At 62.8% G+C, this 17,999-nt stretch carries 20 protein-coding genes; 14 read left to right on the top strand and 6 right to left on the bottom strand.

From position 1 onward, the window contains the following. The first annotated feature begins 263 nt into the window (after nt 1-263). The 7 genes from eutB to maiA all read left to right on the top strand — a co-directional run bounded on the left by eutB (nt 264) and on the right by maiA (nt 7,258). On the top strand, nt 264-1,277 hold the full coding sequence (eutB, locus tag ACRTG1_RS15650) for a hydroxyectoine utilization dehydratase EutB (protein WP_432516542.1): 1,014 nt from the start codon (nt 264-266) through the stop codon (nt 1,275-1,277). Beyond that, nucleotides 1,267-2,259 (top strand): cyclodeaminase, encoded by a 993-nt coding sequence (locus tag ACRTG1_RS15655; protein ID WP_432516543.1) that lies wholly within the window; start codon nt 1,267-1,269, stop codon nt 2,257-2,259. The genes eutB and ACRTG1_RS15655 overlap by 11 nt, the downstream gene beginning before the upstream one ends. Nucleotides 2,260-2,261: 2 nt before the next feature. Continuing rightward, nucleotides 2,262-2,762 carry an Lrp/AsnC family transcriptional regulator gene (locus ACRTG1_RS15660; RefSeq protein ID WP_113155072.1) on the top strand — a complete coding sequence of 167 codons (501 nt, stop codon included), beginning with the start codon at nt 2,262-2,264 and terminating at the stop codon, nt 2,760-2,762. A gap of 126 nt (nt 2,763-2,888) precedes the next feature. Next, nucleotides 2,889-4,373, top strand: a complete 1,485-nt coding sequence (locus tag ACRTG1_RS15665; protein WP_432516544.1) for an NAD-dependent succinate-semialdehyde dehydrogenase — start codon at nt 2,889-2,891, stop codon at nt 4,371-4,373. A gap of 45 nt (nt 4,374-4,418) precedes the next feature. Beyond that, entirely contained in the window at nt 4,419-5,792 is a 1,374-nt protein-coding gene (locus tag ACRTG1_RS15670) for an aspartate aminotransferase family protein (protein WP_432516639.1), read from the top strand. A gap of 118 nt (nt 5,793-5,910) precedes the next feature. Beyond that, nucleotides 5,911-6,606 (top strand): fumarylacetoacetate hydrolase family protein, encoded by a 696-nt coding sequence (locus tag ACRTG1_RS15675; protein ID WP_113155070.1) that lies wholly within the window; start codon nt 5,911-5,913, stop codon nt 6,604-6,606. Between the two features lies 1 nt (nt 6,607). Next, nucleotides 6,608-7,258: a maleylacetoacetate isomerase gene (maiA, locus tag ACRTG1_RS15680; protein WP_432516545.1), complete on the top strand. Its 651-nt coding sequence runs from the start codon at nt 6,608-6,610 to the stop codon at nt 7,256-7,258. Between the two features lie 18 nt (nt 7,259-7,276). On the opposite strand, the gene ACRTG1_RS15685 is transcribed toward maiA, so the two are convergent. After that, nucleotides 7,277-7,741: a MaoC family dehydratase gene (locus tag ACRTG1_RS15685; RefSeq protein ID WP_432516546.1), complete on the bottom strand. Its 465-nt coding sequence runs from the start codon at nt 7,739-7,741 to the stop codon at nt 7,277-7,279. 384 nt (nt 7,742-8,125) lie between these two features. On the opposite strand from ACRTG1_RS15685, the gene rirA reads away from it, so the two are divergent. Continuing rightward, nucleotides 8,126-8,587, top strand: a complete 462-nt coding sequence (gene rirA / locus ACRTG1_RS15690; RefSeq protein WP_113155067.1) for an iron-responsive transcriptional regulator RirA — start codon at nt 8,126-8,128, stop codon at nt 8,585-8,587. Nucleotides 8,588-8,667: 80 nt separating this feature from the next. Here rirA and ACRTG1_RS15695 read toward each other — a convergent pair whose 3' ends face one another. The 5 genes from ACRTG1_RS15695 to hemP are packed head-to-tail and all read right to left on the bottom strand — an operon-like array spanning nt 8,668 to nt 12,721. After that, nucleotides 8,668-9,462 carry a heme ABC transporter ATP-binding protein gene (locus ACRTG1_RS15695; RefSeq protein WP_432516547.1) on the bottom strand — a complete coding sequence of 265 codons (795 nt, stop codon included), beginning with the start codon at nt 9,460-9,462 and terminating at the stop codon, nt 8,668-8,670. Further along, nucleotides 9,462-10,562, bottom strand: coding sequence for a FecCD family ABC transporter permease (locus ACRTG1_RS15700; protein ID WP_206993463.1), 1,101 nt, complete (start codon nt 10,560-10,562; stop codon nt 9,462-9,464). The genes ACRTG1_RS15695 and ACRTG1_RS15700 overlap by 1 nt, the downstream gene beginning before the upstream one ends. Nucleotide 10,563: 1 nt before the next feature. After that, on the bottom strand, nt 10,564-11,478 hold the full coding sequence (locus ACRTG1_RS15705) for a heme/hemin ABC transporter substrate-binding protein (RefSeq protein WP_432516548.1): 915 nt from the start codon (nt 11,476-11,478) through the stop codon (nt 10,564-10,566). 16 nt (nt 11,479-11,494) lie between these two features. Further along, entirely contained in the window at nt 11,495-12,553 is a 1,059-nt protein-coding gene (locus ACRTG1_RS15710) for a hemin-degrading factor (protein ID WP_206545413.1), read from the bottom strand. Between the two features lie 9 nt (nt 12,554-12,562). Beyond that, the gene (hemP, locus tag ACRTG1_RS15715) at nt 12,563-12,721 is read right to left on the bottom strand and encodes a hemin uptake protein HemP (protein WP_222473968.1); all 159 of its coding nucleotides are present in this window, start codon (nt 12,719-12,721) and stop codon (nt 12,563-12,565) included. A gap of 248 nt (nt 12,722-12,969) precedes the next feature. On the opposite strand from hemP, the gene ACRTG1_RS15720 reads away from it, so the two are divergent. Genes ACRTG1_RS15720 through ACRTG1_RS15745 form a run of 6 tightly spaced genes read left to right on the top strand, consistent with a single transcriptional unit; the run spans nt 12,970 to nt 17,951 of the window. After that, complete coding sequence (locus tag ACRTG1_RS15720; RefSeq protein WP_432516549.1) at nt 12,970-15,042, top strand: TonB-dependent receptor domain-containing protein; 2,073 nt, start codon at nt 12,970-12,972, stop codon at nt 15,040-15,042. A gap of 1 nt (nt 15,043) precedes the next feature. Further along, on the top strand, nt 15,044-15,490 hold the full coding sequence (locus ACRTG1_RS15725; RefSeq protein WP_206547655.1) for a hypothetical protein: 447 nt from the start codon (nt 15,044-15,046) through the stop codon (nt 15,488-15,490). 32 nt (nt 15,491-15,522) lie between these two features. After that, nucleotides 15,523-16,230, top strand: a complete 708-nt coding sequence (locus ACRTG1_RS15730; RefSeq protein ID WP_283800452.1) for a MotA/TolQ/ExbB proton channel family protein — start codon at nt 15,523-15,525, stop codon at nt 16,228-16,230. Then, nucleotides 16,220-16,609 (top strand): biopolymer transporter ExbD, encoded by a 390-nt coding sequence (locus ACRTG1_RS15735; protein WP_113155060.1) that lies wholly within the window; start codon nt 16,220-16,222, stop codon nt 16,607-16,609. Before ACRTG1_RS15730 ends, ACRTG1_RS15735 begins: the two co-directional genes overlap by 11 nt. A gap of 5 nt (nt 16,610-16,614) precedes the next feature. After that, nucleotides 16,615-17,025: an ExbD/TolR family protein gene (locus ACRTG1_RS15740; RefSeq protein ID WP_206547657.1), complete on the top strand. Its 411-nt coding sequence runs from the start codon at nt 16,615-16,617 to the stop codon at nt 17,023-17,025. Further along, nucleotides 17,022-17,951, top strand: coding sequence for a TonB family protein (locus ACRTG1_RS15745; RefSeq protein WP_432516550.1), 930 nt, complete (start codon nt 17,022-17,024; stop codon nt 17,949-17,951). Before ACRTG1_RS15740 ends, ACRTG1_RS15745 begins: the two co-directional genes overlap by 4 nt. The last annotated feature ends 48 nt before the right edge of the window (nt 17,952-17,999 follow it).

Genomic DNA, 17,999 nt, shown 5'->3' on the forward strand with positions numbered 1-17,999 from the left:
CACCTGAGAAAAGCCGGACGCTGACGCCCCCGGACAAACCGTACACCGATCAGGCTCTCCCACCTTGTGTACAACTAATCCATCATCACATTTTTGAACGCCTGAATCGCACAGAAACGACATCAAATGTCGTTGTTCTATTCTCCACCCGGATGATGATGTGTACAAATCCTCTGATCATCATGTATTCGCGCATCACGGGGCGCGCATTACGGGGGCCTTTTCATGTGTCACACAACCTCACGCATTCCGGTCGCGCCCAAATGACGTCGCTCACCCTTGCAGACATTCTGGCCGCCCGTAAACGCATTGCCGGCATCGCCGCGCTCGACACGCCTTTGCCGCCCTCGCCCTGTCTCAGCGCCATCGCCGGTGACGATGTTCTCCTGAAGCTCGAAATCGGTCAGGCCACCGGCGCCTTCAAACTGCGCGGCGCGGCGAACGCCGTCCTGAGCCTGCCGGAGAGCACGAAAGGCGTCACCTGCTGCTCGACCGGCAATCACGGCCGGGCCGTCGCCTATGCCGCCCGTGCGCGCGGCTTCCGGGCTGTTATCTGCATGTCGAGCCTCGTCCCCGAGGCCAAGCTTGCCGGCATCCGCGCTCTGGGCGCGGAAGCGCGGATCATCGGCAAGAGCCAGGACGAGGCGCAGGTGGAAAGCCGCCGCCTCGCCGAGGAAGAGGGTTTCCACGAGATATCGCCCTTTGACGATCTTCATGTGATCGCCGGCCAGGGCACGATCGGGCCTGAGCTTCTGGAACAGCGCCCGGACCTTGAGACCGTGCTGATCCCGCTGTCGGGCGGCGGTCTTGCCGGCGGCATCGCCTTTGCGCTCAAGACGATCAAACCATCGATCCGGGTCGTCGGCCTCACCATGGAGCACGGCGCGGCCATGCACGCCTCGCTTGCGGCCGGAAAACCGGTGGCAGTCACCGAAATGGCGAGCCTTGCCGATTCGCTCGGCGGCGGCATCGGGCTCGAAAACCGCCATTCCTTCGCACTCTGCCGCGATTTCCTCGATGAGGTGATCCTCGTCAGCGAGGAAGAAATCTACCGCGCCATGCAGGTGCACTACCATGAAGACCGGCTGGTCTGCGAAGGCGCAAGTGCGGTGGGCGCGGCCGCACTGCTTTCCGGCAGGCTGGGCAGGCACCCCGGCCCCACGGCCACGCTCATAACCGGGCGCAATGTCGACATGCAGGTTTTCACCGACATCGTGTCTGGCCGGGCGGTGCAGCTCGGCGACACAACGCTCAAGGGACACATCCATGCTGCATGACATTCTCGTTCTGACCGAAGCCGATCTGCGCAAGGCCGTCCGGCTCGACCTCGAAGCGATCGACGTGGTGGAAAACGCCTTCCGCGCGCTCGCCTCGGGCGCGGTCATCATGCCGCCCATCCTGTCCATGGACATTCCGCAGGTTCATGGCGAGGTGGATGTGAAGACCGCCTATATTCCCGGCTTCGACGGGTTCGCCATCAAGGTCAGCCCCGGTTTCTTCGACAATCCGAAAATCGGCCTGCCAAGCCTCAATGGCCTGATGATCCTGTTTTCGGCGAAAACCGGGCTGGTGGAAGCGCTTCTGCTCGACAATGGCTTTCTCACCGATGTGCGCACCGCTGCCGCCGGCGCGGTCGCCGCCCGCCATCTGGCCCCGTCGAGTGTCGAGACCGCCGGCGTCATGGGAACCGGTGTGCAGGCCCGCCTGCAAATGATCGCCGCCCATCAGGTACGCCCCTTCTCCCGTCTTCTCGTCTGGGGGCGCGATGCAGAAAAGGCAGAAGCCTGCGCAGCCGATCTGGCCAAAACCCTCGGCATCGACGTGAAAGCGGAAGCAGACCCGGCCCGTCTCGTTGCCGAAAGCCAGCTTGTCGTCACCACCACGCCCGCGCGCGCCCCGGTTCTGATGGCCGACTGGCTTCATCCGGGCCTTCACGTCACGGCCATGGGGTCCGATCAGGAAGGCAAGAACGAGTTGCAGCCGGCAGCGCTTTCCCGCGCCGATCTCTATGTCGCCGACCGTGTGAGCCAGTGCGAAAAACTGGGCGAACTGGCGGCAGCGATCCGTGCCGGCGACTGGAATGGCGGCACGCCCGCAGAGCTCGGCGAGATCGTGACCGGAGCCAGATCCGGTCGCACCGGCGACGACCAGATCACCATTTGCGACCTCACCGGAACCGGCGCGCAGGACACGGCCATCGCCACCCTGGCGCGTCAACGGGCCTTGACAGCGGGAGCCGGTACGACGATCCAGAGCTGACCATGCTCAAGCTCGACGACCGCGATCTCAAAATCCTCGGTATCCTTCAAAGGGAAGGCCGCATCTCCAAGGCGGCGCTGGCCGAACGGGTGAACCTGACGCCCGCCCCCTGCTGGGAGCGGCTGAAACGCCTTGAAAAGGCGGGGATCATCACCGGTTACCGCGCCGAAGTGGCGCTGGCGAAGCTCGCCCCGCACATCGCCGTCTTCATGGCGGCGGAGCTTGCCGGCCACCGCGCCGAAGACTTCCAGCGATTCGAGCGCAGCGTTCAGGAGATCGATGAAATCACCGGTTGCTGGGCTGTCGGCGGCGGTTTCGACTATATTTTGCAGATCATCGCCCGCGATATCGACACCTATCAGCGTCTGGTCGACCGGCTTCTGGACATGAATGTCGGTCTGGCGCGCTATTTCACCTACATCGTCACCAAGCCGGTAAAGCAGCCGGGCGCGTTCCCGCTTGGCGTTCTGGTGAATGCCGACGAGGCGACACAGAAGGAATAATGGGCGAGCGGCGCGAAGTTCAGAAGAAACGTTGGCGCGCCATGGCAAGTTCATCAGAAAATTTGGCGGCCCGAACGGCATAATTCCAGTCAATCCAACACTGGAAATCCGCTTGGGAGTGAGCCGATGTCCGCTATTGCAGCCCTTCAGAAAACCGCCCTTTCCGATCTCGCCGATCCGCGCCTTTTCCGCGAATACGCCTATGCGAACGGTCACTGGATCGCCGCCCCCGGCGACCCGGTCGTGGATGTCTTCAACCCGGCCGATGGCGCACGGCTCGGCTGCGTCCCGGCACTCACCGCCGAACAGGTCGATGAAACCATTGAAGCGGCTCACGCGGCGTTTCCCGGCTGGGCGGCCCTTCTGCCGCAGGAGCGCGCGCAGATCCTGATGCGCTGGTACGATTTGATCGTCGCCGCCAAGGAGGACCTCGCTCACCTCATGGTTCTGGAGCAGGGCAAACCCCTCTCTGAAGCCCGTGGCGAGATCGATTACGCCGCCTCCTTCGTCTCCTTCTACGCTGAGGAAGCAAAGCGCGTTTCAGTCGAAAGCATCGCCTCGCATCTGCCGGGCGCAGACATGCAGGTTTCGCGCGAGCCATTGGGCGTTGCAGCCCTCGTCACGCCGTGGAACTTCCCCTCCGCCATGCTCACCCGCAAGGCGGCGGCAGCGCTTGCCGCCGGCTGCACCGTGGTCGCGCATCCCTCTTCCGAGACGCCGTTCTCCGCACTCGCCCTTGCCGAGCTGGCCGAGCGCGCAGGCGTACCGGCAGGCGTCTTCAACGTGCTCACCGGCAAGGCCGCCGAAGTGGTCGGCGCGATGACCGCCTCAACCCGTGTGCGCGCCGTTTCCTTTACCGGCTCCACCGAGATCGGCCGCCTGCTCTACGCGCAGTCCGCGCCGACCGTGAAGCGTCTGGTCATGGAGCTTGGCGGCCATGCGCCCTTCATCGCCTTTGCCGATTGCGACCTCGATCACGCAGTCGAGAGCGCCATTTCGGCCAAGTTCGCCACCTCCGGGCAGGACTGCCTTGCCGCCAACCGCTTCTATATCGAGCGCTCCATCTATGACGCCTTCGTCGCCGCATTCGCCCGCAAGGTCGAGGAACTGACCGTCGGCAATGGCCTCAGCGATCCCGATATAGGCCCGCTCATCCATGAGCGCGCGGTCGCCAAGCAAACCGAACAGGTTGCCGATGCGCTCGCAAAAGGCGCGCGTCTGGTAACGGGCGGAAACGTGTCGCGGCACGGCCCAACCTTCTTCGAGCCCACGGTTCTGGCCGATGTGCCCGAGACCGCACTCATCTTCCGCGAGGAAACGTTTGGGCCGATTGCCGCCTTCACCCCCTTCGATGACGAAGCGGACGTGCTGGAGAAGGCGAACGACACCGAAACCGGCCTTGCCGCCTATCTGCACACGCAGGACCCGAGCCGCATCGCCCGCCTTTCGCGCGGCCTGGAATTCGGCATGGTCGCGGTCAACCGCACCAAGATCACCGGCGCGCCCATCCCCTTCGGCGGGGTCAAGCAGGCCGGCCTCGAGCGCGAAGGCTCCCGCCACGGGCTGGAAGCCTTCACCAACATCAAATACGTCTGCCGCAACATCGGTTGAGCAGCGCTGACTGACACAGTCTGAGAATAACAGGAGAGTGACATGCTGTTGAAGAACGACCAACTCGACCAGTGGGACCGCGAGGCCTTCTTCCATCCCTCGACCCATCTGGCCCAGCATGCGCGCGGCGAAAGCCCCAACCGCATCGTGACCGGCGGCAACGGCGTCTATATCGAGGACCGTGACGGCAACAGGCTGCTCGACGCCTTTGCCGGCCTCTATTGCGTCAATGTCGGCTATGGCCGCACCGAGATCGCCGACGCCATTGCCGAGCAGGCCAGGGAGCTTGCCTATTACCACGCCTATGTGGGCCACGGCACGGAAGCCTCGATCACGCTTGCCAAGATGATTGTCGACCGCGCGCCGGAGAACATGTCCAAGGTCTATTTCGGCCTCGGCGGCTCCGACGCCAACGAAACCAACGTCAAGCTGATCTGGTACTACAACAACATTCTCGGCCGCCCCGAGAAGAAGAAGATCATCTCGCGCTGGCGCGGCTATCACGGCTCCGGCCTGATGACCGGCTCGCTGACCGGCCTTGAGCTGTTCCACAAGAAGTTCGACCTGCCGCTGGCCCAGGTGGTTCACACCGAAGCGCCCTATTACTACCGCCGCCCGGACCTCGCCATGAGCGAGGAGCAGTTCACCGCCCATTGCGTGGCCGAGCTTGAAGCGCTGATCGAGCGCGAGGGCGCGGACACCATCGCCGCCTTCATCGGCGAGCCTGTGCTCGGCACGGGCGGCATCGTGCCGCCACCGGCCGGATACTGGGCCGCGATCCAGAAAGTGCTGCGCAAGCACGACATCCTGCTCGTCGCCGACGAGGTGGTGACCGGCTTTGGACGCCTCGGCTCCATGTTCGGCTCCATCCATTACGACATGGAACCCGACCTCATCACCATCGCCAAGGGCCTCACCTCGGCCTATGCGCCGCTTTCCGGCTCCATCGTCGGCAAGAAGATGTGGGAAGTGCTCGAGCGCGGCACGGACGAATACGGCCCCATCGGCCATGGCTGGACCTATTCGGCCCACCCCATCGGCGCGGCAGCCGGCATCGCCAATCTCGAACTGGTCGACAAGCTCGGCCTCGTCAAGAATGCCGGCGAGACGGGCGCTTACTTCGTCAACGCCATGCGTGACGCCATCGGCGCACATGCCCATGTCGGCGAAGTGCGCGGCGAAGGCATGCTCTGTGCAGTCGAGTTCGTGAAAGATCGTGAGAACCGCCAGTTCTTCGACGCTTCCGAAAAGATCGGCCCGCAGATGGCCGCAGCCCTTCTCGAACAGGGCGTCATTGGCCGCGCCATGCCGCAGGGCGACATTCTGGGCTTTGCGCCCCCGCTCTGCCTGACGCGCGAAGAAGCCGACCGCATCGTCGATGCGACCGCCAAGGCCGTGAAGACCGTCTTCAAGGACTGACCCCGAACTTTCGGCGCTTCGGGTCCCTGCCCCGGAGCGCCGGTTCGCGCTCTCCCCGGGCTTGCCCCGGAGCGCCAATTAAGCCATCTCTTTCTCCGCAGTCATCTGGGAGAATTTCATGGCCGATTTCGTTTTTCCGCCCGCCAGCCAGCCCTCCGTCGCCGTAGCCGGCGAAGAAGCGCGCTTTCCCGTGCGGCGCATCTTCTGCGTGGGGCGCAACTATGCCGCCCACGCCCGCGAAATGGGCCATGAGCCGGAGCGCGAGCCGCCATTCTTCTTCACCAAACCCGCTGACGCCGTGGTCGATGCCGACACGGTGATTCCCTATCCCGCACTCACGCAGGATCTGCATCACGAAATCGAGATGGTCGTCGCCATCGGCAAGGGCGGCAGCAACATCGATCCGGCCCATGCGCTCGACCATGTCTACGGCTATGCGGTGGGGCTCGACCTCACCCGCCGCGACCTGCAGGCAGAAGCCAAGAAGAAGGGCCGCCCGTGGGACTGGGCCAAGGCGTTCGACCGCTCATCGCCCTGCGGCCCCATCGTGCCCGTTGCAAAGACCGGCCACCCGTCGCAGGGCCGTGTCTGGCTCGCCGTCAATGGCGAAATCCGCCAGGAAGGCGATCTCGACGAGCTGATCTGGCCGGTGGCCGACGTGATCGCACTGTGCAGCCAGGCCATGGAGCTGAAGGCCGGCGATCTGATCTACACCGGAACACCTGCCGGCGTCGGCGCGCTTCAGCCGGGCGACCACGTGGAAGGCGGCGTTGACGGCGTCGGCGAGATCGCCATCACCATTGGCGAGGCCTGATATGGGCGAAGTCGTTCTGCACAACTACTTCCGCTCCTCGACCTCCTACCGGGTGCGCATCGCGCTCGCCATGAAGGGCATCGACTATCGCTACGCCGCGCATCATCTGCGCCACGGCGAACATCGCGGCGAGGCCTATCTGTCGGTCAATCCGCAGGGCCTCGTGCCCGCACTCGTGTGGAGCGACGGCACAATGATCGCGCAGTCCATGGCGATCATGGAGTTTCTGGACGAGACGGTGCCCGAGCCCCCGCTCCTGCCTGCGGATGCGCATGGGCGCGCGCGGGTTCGCATGCTCTCCCAGATGATCGCCTGTGAAATCCATCCGGTGAACAATCTGCGCATTCTGAACGCGCTCAAAGAGCGTTACGGCGCAGACGACGCCGAAGTCGGCGCATGGTTCCGCCACTGGGTGAACGCCACGTTCGAACCGCTTGAAAAGATGCTCGCCGAGAGCCCTCAGACCGGCGTCTTCTGCCATGGCGATGCGCCCGGCATGGCCGATATCTGCCTCGTTGCGCAGGTGGCGAACAACAAACGCTTCGACGTCGACATGACGCCCTATCCCGTCATCCAGCGCATCAACGACGCCTGCATGGAACTGGAAGCGTTCCGGAAGGCCGCGCCGATGAACCAGCCCGACGCGGAATGATTCAACCGGAAGGCCGGCTCAGCCGGCCTTTTCCTCGAGAATAAGCATGATAATGGTTTCGGCTGCGAGCGCGGGCGTGTCCTCGCCCTCGATCTCCACCTCGCCGTGATGACGCACGAGAAGCCGGCCCGGAGCCTTTTCCTCGATACCTTTCAGCGTGCTGCGCAGGCGCACGCGGCTGCCAGCCTTCACCGGCGCCAGAAAGCGCAGCTTGTCGAGGCCGTAATTGATGATCGTGCCCAGATGCACCGGCCACGCGCCACAGTCATAAGACAGGCTTGATAAGAGCGACAGCGTGAGGAAACCGTGCGCCACGGGCCTGCCGAACGGGCTTTCGCGCTCCGTGCGCTCGCGATCCACATGGATCCACTGATGGTCGTTGGTGCAATCGGCGAAACGGTCGATCATCGACTGATCGACAACCACCCAATCGGAAACGGTCGTGCCGCCGCCGATCTGCGCTTCAAGAACATGTGCGTTCATGAGCTGAGCCTTCCCTGTCAAATTCTGCAGCAGCGCGGGCGCATCCGACCGGACACAAAAACGCGGCAGAGTAGTCCTTCATTCAGCGGATCGGCTCGCCGCCAGCAAGTGGGCTGCATGCGACCGAAACGCCCCTGCGCCCGGTCACACAAAGCAGCCGGGACTGATTGCTTTCACCATTTCAGGCTGGGCACCCATTCCCCTAGCGTCTCAATATTGTGCAACGCAACATAATTCGCATAAACGCACGTTCAGCGCCCTTGCGCGGACACCCGTTCGCAAGGCACATAAAGTTGATTTGCTTTGTCAGATTTTATCAGACTCACTCTGGAATTATTCTAAACAATAAGCCATATTACGGGAACGTTATCTGAAAGGATTGTTATGCGCTTAACGCGACAAACCAACTACGCCATTCGCATCCTCATGTACTGCGCGGCCAATGAAGGTCGTCTGAGCCGCATCTCGGAGATCGCGAAGGCGTATTCGCTCTCCGACCTGTTCCTGTTCAAGATCCTTCAGCCCCTCGTGGAGAACGGTTTCGTGGAAACCGTGCGCGGCCGCAATGGCGGCGTGCGCCTTGCAAAGCCGGCAGAAGACATCACCCTGTTCGAAGTGGTGCGCGTGACCGAAGACAATTTCGCCATGGCGGAGTGTTTCGAAAACGACGATGCGGAATGCCCGCTGGTCGACAGCTGCGGCCTGAACGAGGCTCTGCGCAAGGCGCTCAATGCCTTCTTCGAGGTTCTGGGCAGCTATACGATTCGCGATCTGGCCGATTCCAAGCCCGATATGCGCTTCCGGCTTGGTCTGGACGAGTTACCCGAGCGCGCAGCGGCGCGCTAGAAAAGCGAAATTTGAGAAAAAGGACCGCCAGTTTGACGGTCCTTTTCTTTATTTCGGTCCTGCGTTTTCTGGCATTTCTCTCAAAGCTGCGCGGACTGCGGCAGTATATAGGGCAATGCCCCCACGGGCGGCACGCCCACCTGTATCCGGCATTCGAACACGTCAGAAATCAGCGTGTCGTTGAAAACCTCCGCCGGCGTTCCCGTCGCCACCAGTTTTCCGCGATGCATCATGGCCACCCGGTCGGCAAAACGCGCCGTCAGGTTCAGATCATGCAGCACGGCCAGCACCCCGCCACCGGCCGCTGCAAACTGCGCGGCAATATCCATGATGATGAGCTGATGCTTGATGTCGAGGCTCGACACCGGCTCATCGAGCAGAAGATAGCGCGGCTGTCCGTCAAGCACCGGACGCCAGACCTGACAGAGCACACGGGCGAGCTGCACACGCTGCTGCTCGCCGCCCGACAGTTCCTGATAGAACCGCCCTGAAAAGCCGCCGAGATCGACACGCTCAAGCGCGATTTCGGGCAAACGCTCCTGTTCGGCGCGGGTTGTGCCCGAGCGGCCGCTCAACAGGCCCAGCTTCACGACTTCGCGGACCTTGTAGGGAAAGGACAGCGCGCTCGCCTGCGGCAGCACGGCCCTGTGCCCCGCCGCCTCCCATGGCTTCATGCCGTGAAGCGATGCGCCATTGATCCGCACCATTCCCGTGAAAGGCAGATCGCCCGAGATCGCTTTGAGGAAGGTCGTCTTGCCAGATCCGTTGGGGCCGACAATGGCAGTCACCTCACCGGGCCTTGCACAAAGCGCCACATCCGAGAGGATCTGCTTGCGCCCCCCCCGCACACCAAGATTGCTGACTTCAATCGACATCACAGATCCAACAATCCTCTCTGCCGCAGCAGGATCCAAAGGAAGAACGGCGCGCCGATGGCGGCGGTCACGATGCCGATCGGCAGTTCCGCTGGCGCGACGACCACGCGGCTGATCGCGTCCGCCACGAGCAGAAGGCTTGCCCCCAGAAGCGCCGAAGCCGGCAGCAGGTAGCGGTGTTCCGGGCCGATGGTGAGCCGCAGGAGATGCGGCACAACGATGCCGACAAAGCCGATGCCGCCCGAAACGGCCACCGATGCGCCCGTGGCGGCTGCCACGGTGACGATGGCGGTGTTCTTCACCCGCTGCACGCGCACGCCCAGATGATTGGCCGTCGCCTCGCCCAGCACCATTGCGTCAAGCCCCCGCGCCAGAAACGGCGTGACCAGAAGCCCCGCCAGAATGAACGGGCCGGCAGCCCAGATTTTCGCCCATGTCGCACCGGCCAGCGAGCCAAGCCCCCAGAAGGTCAGGTCCCGCAATTCCTGATCGTCGGCGATGAAGACGAGTATGCCCGACAGCGCCCCCGCCAGTGCGCCAAGCGCGATGCCGGCCAGAAGCATGGTGGCAACCGAGGTCTGCCCGCGCCGCGTCGCCACGCGGTAAAGAAGCAGCGTCGAGGCAAGGCCGCCGAAGAATGCCGCCAGCGGCAGCGCGTAGATGCCAAGCACTCCGATCACCGGAGCAAGCACGGTGCCGCCCAGAACGATGATCGTGATCGCGCCCAGCCCCGCGCCGGACGAAACGCCGACAATGCCGGGATCGGCAAGCGGGTTGCGGAACAGCCCCTGCATGACCGCGCCCGAAACCGCCAGCGACGCCCCCACCAGCGTGCCAAGCACGATGCGCGGCAGGCGAATGTCGTTGATCACCACGCGGTCGCGCAGCGACAGTGCTTCGCTGCCGCCGCCAAGCCAGGCAACCGCCGCATCCCAAAACGAGGTGTCGGACGCCCCGGAACCAAGGCTGAACAGGAACAGGAGGACATAGAGAACGACGAGAGCGAGGATGACCGCTTTCGCCCGCATGGAGCGATCGCCATCCACCGCATCGCGCCAGCGCCATGAGGAAGCTGGCGCCATTTCTTCACGCACAGCCATGTCAGTCGACCACCGGGCCCGCGCCATGCAGCTTCTTAGAGAGTTCGCGGATCGCATCCGCCGTGCGCGGACCGAAACCGAGCAGATAAGAGCCATCCATGCGGATCAGCACCCGGTTTTCTCCGGCCGGCGTGGAAGCGATTGCTGGATTGTCCATGATGTCATCCGATGCATGTTCGCTGCTTTCGCCGCGTGACATCATCAGAACCACATCCGGTTTGGCGGCGATCACGGCTTCTTCGGAGACGAGCTTGTAGCCAATAAAACCGTCCATGGCGTTCGTGCCCCCGGCCATGCGGATAATGCCATCGGCGGCATTGTCCCGGCCTGCAGCCATGATCCGTCCCGCCTGAACGCTCAGAATGAAGAGAACACGCTTCTCTTCACCGCTTTCCTGCGCCAGCGACTCGGCTTCTTCGAGATCCGCCTCCAGTTCACGCGCGAGCGCCTCGGCCTTGTCGTTCACGCCCAGCGCTGCACCCGTCACCCGCACCTTGCGCAGGATCGCCTCACGGTCGAAACCCTCCGGCACGGTAACCAGTGGGATGCCCGCCTTTTCAAGAACCCCCATGGTCTCCGCCGGTCCGCTGCCTTCGGATGCCAGAATGGCGCTCGGACCCACGGAAAGAACGCCCTCGGGAGAGAGGGCGCGCATATAGCCGACATCCGGCAGTTCCTTGACTTCAGCCGGATAGATGCTCGTCTGGTCGCGGGCGACGAGCCTGTCTTCTTCCCCGAGACGGTAGACGATCTCGGTGACCGCGCCACCAATGCTTACAACCTTCGAAGTGTCGGCAAAAGGCTTCGGCAGCGCTTCATCAGCCATGGCCACGGGGGCCACGCCACCCATAAGGCCAGCGATCAGGACCGCGCCGCCCAAAAGGACGCGGCCGCTCATTAATTCGGTGATAGGCATGGGTCAGTTGATCTCCCTAGGCCACCTGCCGGCATTCAAGCCGTGGCAGGCCTTCGACCATGGCGCGCCAGTCATCGCGCTCCGCGCGCCCTTCCAGCCGCTCGCCGAAGAACTGCGCAATCAGCTGGCCATCGGCGCCATAGGCTTCCATGGAGGTCACATGCCCGTCCCTGGTCGGCTTTCGCACGGCCCAGAGTTCTTTCACATGGTCGGTGCGCAGATGAAGGTTGAAGCCGGGATCGAGAATGTTGATCCACGGTCCCATCGGCTTCACGGTCTGGATCGCTCCGGTGTGAATCTGAATACAGCCGCTGCTGCCCACAAAGCACATGATCGGCACTTCGCCGCTCACCGCCTCGTGGAGCATCGTCGTCAGCGCGTCCTCTTCCAGCCGCCAGGCGTAATCCTCACCGATCAGGTGAACGGCCTGATGCCGCGTCAGTTTCAGCTTGCGCAGGATGTTGAAGAGCTGATGAACATCCGTCATCGCGCTCCAGCGCTCGCGCAGCAGATCGGCAGCCGGAAGCTCCTCGCTGACCACGTCATCGACGATTTTCTCGGCCTGCACCTCGATCTGCGGATCCTGCTCGGGATGAAGCAGCTCCTCGACGAGGTTCTGATAGGCATAGAGGTTGGATTTCGGCCGCAGATGAACCTTGTGGACGGCGTCGCCCGCCGCGTCAAAGAATTGCAGGCTGCGCCGAACCGTGTCGCCGTCGCGTTTTTCCACCGCAAATCCGAATGCCCAGCGCCCCGGGAAAATGCGCAGATCGATGTCGCGGCCCAGCACGATCGCATGCTGCGCGCCGCTTGAGCATTTCTCATAAACGCCGACCTTTTCATGCACCGCGCTTTCATTGCGGGTGAGAACCATCACCTCGCCCAGCGCTTCGAGCAAGGGGAGAAGAGCAGCAACATTCGGTTCGATGCGCGTTGCACCCTCACCGATGTGAGCCGCAACCAGTTCCGCTTCGGAGACACCGAGTTTGAGCGCCAGGTCGCGCTCACGCATTTTCGGGTTTTCGTTGCGGGCGCGCCTGATCACCTCAGGCGCGCGAACAGCCTGAACAGTCATTCTGTAAACCTACTTGTTGAGAATTAGCTTTCCCTGACGGGTGATCTTCAGCCGGTAATACGCACCATGGTGCTCGATGCCGATTTCACGGCGGCCACCGAACAGATCGACGCTCGAGATCGTACGGTCAGGTGTAACGGTTCCATGTCTGGCGGCCAGATGCTGCATATCCGCCTGCCCCTGCGGGTCGATCGACAAATAGGTCTTCATTGGAAAAAACCTCCTTTTTGAATGTGCTTGCGACGGCTCGCATCACGGTGAAAAATTCGCCCCTCCGCTTTCTTGACTTTTATTATCATATTTTATAGCCACCGCAATACCGGAGTGAAATTATCAAGATAAATTTCCTAGCCGGTTAACCGTCGACAAGCCAGTGCCAGTCGGCCCGTTGAGTTTGTTTTCTGGAGAAGGCGGGAATGCAGGATAACAGTTTAAACGGACGGCTCGGCCTGTTGTGCGGAACCTCCCTCATGACGCTGGCGCTGAGCATGGGCGCCATGGCGCAGGAAGCCCCTTCCATGATGATGGCGGACGCTGCAGGCAGCGTCACGCTTCTCGACCGCATCACCGTGGTCAGCCGCACCGGCGACAGCGCGCTCGACACGCTCGCCTCGGTCAGCCAGATCAGCGGTGAAGAGCTTGAGCGCCGCATGGCGAGCAATGCCAACGACATCTTCTTCGGCGTTCCGGGCATCAAGGTCTATTCGAACGGCCGCCCCGCCGTCAGCAACATCAACATTCGCGGCCTGCAGGATGCCGGCCGTGTCGCGGTCATCGTCGATGGCGCGCGCCAGAACTTCCACAAGGCCGGCCACGAGGTCGCCCGCATGTTCTGGCTGGACCCGGAACTGGTGCAGCAGGTCGATGTGATCCGCGGCCCCAGCGCCAACACATTCGGCTCCGGCGCGATCGGCGGCGTGGTCTATTTCGAGACAAAAAAGGCCGAAGATTTCCTGCGCGACGACGAGAATTACGCCCTGTCGCTGACCGGCCGCTACGAATCAAACGGCTCCGGCTGGACGACCAGCGCCGTCGGCGCATACCGCTTCAATGAAGCCGCCTCCATTCTCGGCAACATCGTCTGGCGCGACTATGGCGACTACAAGGATGGCGGCGGCGTGCGTGTCGGCCATTCCGGTTTCGACGTGCTGTCCGGCCACCTCAAGGGCACCATCAAGCCGACGGAAAACAGCGAGCTGACGCTTGGCTGGACCGGTTCGCGCGACGAGTGGTCCTCCAAGGCAACCCGCGACTACCGCCTCGACAGCGACATGTTCACCGGAGAGTTCAAGATCTCCGACGCCGAGGAAAAGTGGGTGAACCTCAACATCAAGGGCGCGATCAACGATCTCGACCTGCGCCAGACCGATACCGGAACACGCCCCGGCACAACCGGCTACGACCTGCGCACGAGCAGCCTCGACATCTGGAACACCTCCTATTTCGAGACCGGTCTGTTCGCCCACGAACTGACAGTCGGCGGCGACTGGGTTTATGACGACTTCACCTCGAAGACCGGCAACGGGGCCGCCGACACCTACAACCCCACCGGCACACGCTCTGTCTGGGGCGCCTATGTTCAGGACAAGATCACCTATGACTGGCTCGAGATCGTCGCCGGGCTGCGCTACGATTCCTACGAACTGGAAGGGGCAGGCAAGAGTTCTGGCGACCGTTTCTCGCCGCGCCTCAGCATCGGCGTCTCGCCCTTCAGCGAAGGCGCACTCTCCGGCCTTCAGGTCTACGGCTCCTATGCCGAGGGCTACCGCGCGCCCAACACATCCGAAGCCTACATCACCGGCACCCATTCCATGGGACCTGGCCGCTCCTTCGCCTTCCTGCCCAATCCGGACCTGAAGCCGGAAACCGGCAAGACCTGGGAAGCAGGCGTCAACTACAAGGCTGACGGGCTCATTCAGGCCGATGACACGCTGCGTCTCAAGGCGGCCTATTTCCACAACGACATCAAGGATTACATCACCATCCCCACCTTCCCGGCGACGCCGGGCAGCGAATGCACCAGCCTCGGCCACACCATGTGCGCCCAGTACCAGAACATGTATTCGGCCAGGATTCAGGGCTTCGAGCTTGAGAGCCGCTATGATGCAGGGCGTTACTTCGCGGGCCTCAGCGCCTCCATCATCGATGGCCACCAGACCGACCGCAGCGGCGTGCGCAAGGATCTCACCACCATTCCGTCAGCCAGCGTCACGGTGGATGGCGGCATGCGCTTTCTTGAACGTCGCCTGACGCTCGGCGGTGAAGTCCAGTTCAACAAGGCGCCCAGCGGCTCCTCCTTTGCCAAGGACTACACGCTGGTCAATCTCTACGCGAACTATCAGCCCACCGAGAATCTTCGGTTTGATTTCCGCGTCGATAATCTTTTCGATAAGAGATACGTGCTGCCCATCGTCGACACGTCCGATGGCGTCTTCGCGCAGCCCGGCCTGACCGTAAAGCTCGGCGCGACCGTGCGTTTTGGAGGATAGAATGCCATCACGATTATCCGTCTCCGCCCGTTTCCTCGCCGCCAGCCTCGTGCTGGCGGCGGCAGGCGGCAGTCCGGCCCTGGCCGAAAACGCTCCTCAAGGCATGATCGACCTCGAACTCAATGCGCTTGAGAAGAGCGACAAAGGGTGCCGGATCACCTTCGTGGTGAAGAACAGCCTTGGCAGCGACGTCACAAGGACCGTCTACGAGATTGCGCTTTTCAACAGGCAGGGGCTTGTCGAACGGCTCATGAAGCTCGAATTCAAGGATCTTCCGGACGAGAAGACGAAAGTCAGCCGCTTCGATCTGGCCGATACCGATTGCGACGCCATCGGTCGCGTCCTGATCAACGATGCCGACGCCTGTGAGGGTGACGGCGTTCAGGCGGGCGACTGCATCGCCAGACTGAACGCGACGAGCCGCAGCTCCGTCACCTTCGGCAAATAACCAGAAACTGCGACACCACGGGAATGCCAAACATGTTCGACGGCGTCATCAACTCCATCGGCTCCTTTCTCAAGCTGGGCGGCCCTGTCGTTGCCATCCTGCTCGTGCTCTCGGTCTTCGCCCTGGCGATGATCCTTCTGAAATTCCTTCAGTTCCAGCGCGAGCGCGTGGGGCGGCATGGACGGTCCAACCGGGCGCTTCACGCCTGGTTCCACCACAATCAGGGCGAGGCGCGGGCCATGCTCGCCAATGCCCGTTCGCCGCTGGAGGAAACGCTCTCCACCACCATGCGGCTCGCAGCGGCCAAAGCCGACAAGAGCGCCATTGAGGATGAGGTGAGCCGTCTGGCGCTTGGCCGCCTGCATGATCTGCAACGCGGCTTCCGCGCGCTGGACGCCATTGCCCAGGTTGCCCCGCTGCTTGGCCTGTTCGGCACCGTTCTCGGCATGATCGAGGCGTTCCAGAAGCTTCAGGAAGCGGGCAATTCGGTCGATCCGTCCCTGCTTGCAGGCGGCATCTGGGTGGCCCTTCTGACAACGGCCTGCGGCCTTGCCGTCGCCATGCCGGTCTCGCTGGTGCTCACCTGGTTTGAAACCCGCATCGAAAACGAGCGCGTCGCCATCGAAACCATGACCGCCACCGTGCTTTCGCACGCTTCAATCGAGGCCGCGGAAGCCGGAGCCACGCCGGTCAGCGCCAGCACGCCGAGGCTCGTGACGGGTGAAGGCCATGCGCATTGACGCAATCAGGGTCAGGAAGCGAAAGCCGCTTTCGCTCACATCGCTGATCGATGTGATCTTCCTGCTCCTTCTGTTCTTCATGCTGACCTCCACCTTCACGCGCTTCGCCAAGGTCGAGATTTCAGGCGGACCGGCTTCGGCCTCCGCCGGCGGCAAGCCGCCGGACGTGCTGATCCGCGTGGACGATCCGGCCGGCTGGCGCATCAATGGCCAGACACTGGCCGAGGATGCCGCCATCCTCGAGCTTGCGCGCCTGCAGGTAGCCGGCGCAGAGACCGCCGTTCTGCTCGTTCGGGGCGAATTAACGTCACAGGACCTCGTCAGCGCCGTCGAGCGCATCCGCCGCAACACGCAACTTAATCTTTCCGTCGCGAGGTAATCCCCATGCTGCGCCTTGCCCGTCCCACACAGACACGTCAGCGGGAAAGCACGATTGCCCTGATCAACATCGTCTTCCTGATGCTGATCTTCTTTCTTGTCGCTGGCACCCTCACCCCGCCGCTCGACAATGATGTCAGCCTGATTTCCACCATCGAGGCGGATCGGTCTCAGCCACCGGACGCCCTTTTCGTCACCAGTGAGGGCGAAATGCGCCTGCGTGGAACCGCCACGGATGCGCAGAGCTTCATGCTGGAGCGTGTCGACACGCTCGGCGAAACAGCCGCCCGCGAGCTTGAAATCAAGGTCGCCGCCGATCGCGAACTGCCGGCTGCGAAGCTGGTCGACATTGTCGGCGCGCTGAAAGCCGCCGGCGCAAGCCGGATCAGCATCATCACCGAACGTGTGCCGCAATGAAGATGCGGGCATGGAAATGGGCTGCAGCACTCGCGGTCTCGTTGGCAGTGCATGCCGGCGCCGCCGTCTATGTGATGGAGCGTACCCCCGATATCGAGATTGCCGGTGGCGGCGTGACAGAGATCGCCCTAGCCGGCAATGCCTTTGCCGACATGGTGTCCGCGGGCGACGCCGTTGACGAGGCCGAGCCCTTAACGGAAACGGCAACCGAAACGGTTCAGCCGGAAACCGTGGCCGAAATCGTGACCGAGACTGCGGTTGAGGCGACAAGCGCCGCCACCGTGGAAAGCGTAAGCGAAGAATCTCCGGTGCAGCCGGTGGAGGCAGAGGAGCCCGTCGAGCAGGCCCCAGAGGCCGAGACCGCTGAAGAAATTGTCGAACCGGTCGAAAACGCGCAGGTCGTAGCAGCCCTCGCCGAGGTGCCGGTTCCCACACCCCGCCCCGCCTATACACCGCCTCCCAAACCCAAGGTAGAACGCAGGCAGAAGGTGGCGAAAGCCGCACCGCCGAAGAAGCGTCAGGCCGGCTCAAGAGGAAAAGACCAGCAGGATGCACGCCGCGGCACCGCATCCGGCCGCGAGAACGCCCGGAAGGCGACCGAGGGCCGCAAGACCGCCCGCGCCACCCAAAGCGGCAATGCGCAGGTTTCCAACTATCCCGGAAAGGTGAGGACCAAGCTTCGTAGAGCGCAGCGCTATCCCAGCGCAGCCAAGCGCCAGCGCCTGAAGGGCGAAGCTCATGTCCGCTTCACCATTGCGCGCAATGGATCGGTCAGCGCCATACGCATCGTTCGCAGCTCCGGCTCGGATATACTTGATCAGGCGGCTGTCGACACCGTGCGCCGCGCCGCCCCCTTCCCCAGAATTCCGGGTGGCGCAGGCCGTTCAAGCTGGGGCTTCACGGTGCCTCTCGCCTTCCGGCGCTAACAGAACGAAAAACGGGCGGAGATTTCTCTCCGCCCGTTTTTCTTTCTG

Origin of the sequence: Nitratireductor sp. PBL-C9 (genome assembly GCF_050877045.1) — a bacterium.
Taxonomy (GTDB): Bacteria; Pseudomonadota; Alphaproteobacteria; order Rhizobiales; family Rhizobiaceae; genus Nitratireductor; species Nitratireductor aquimarinus.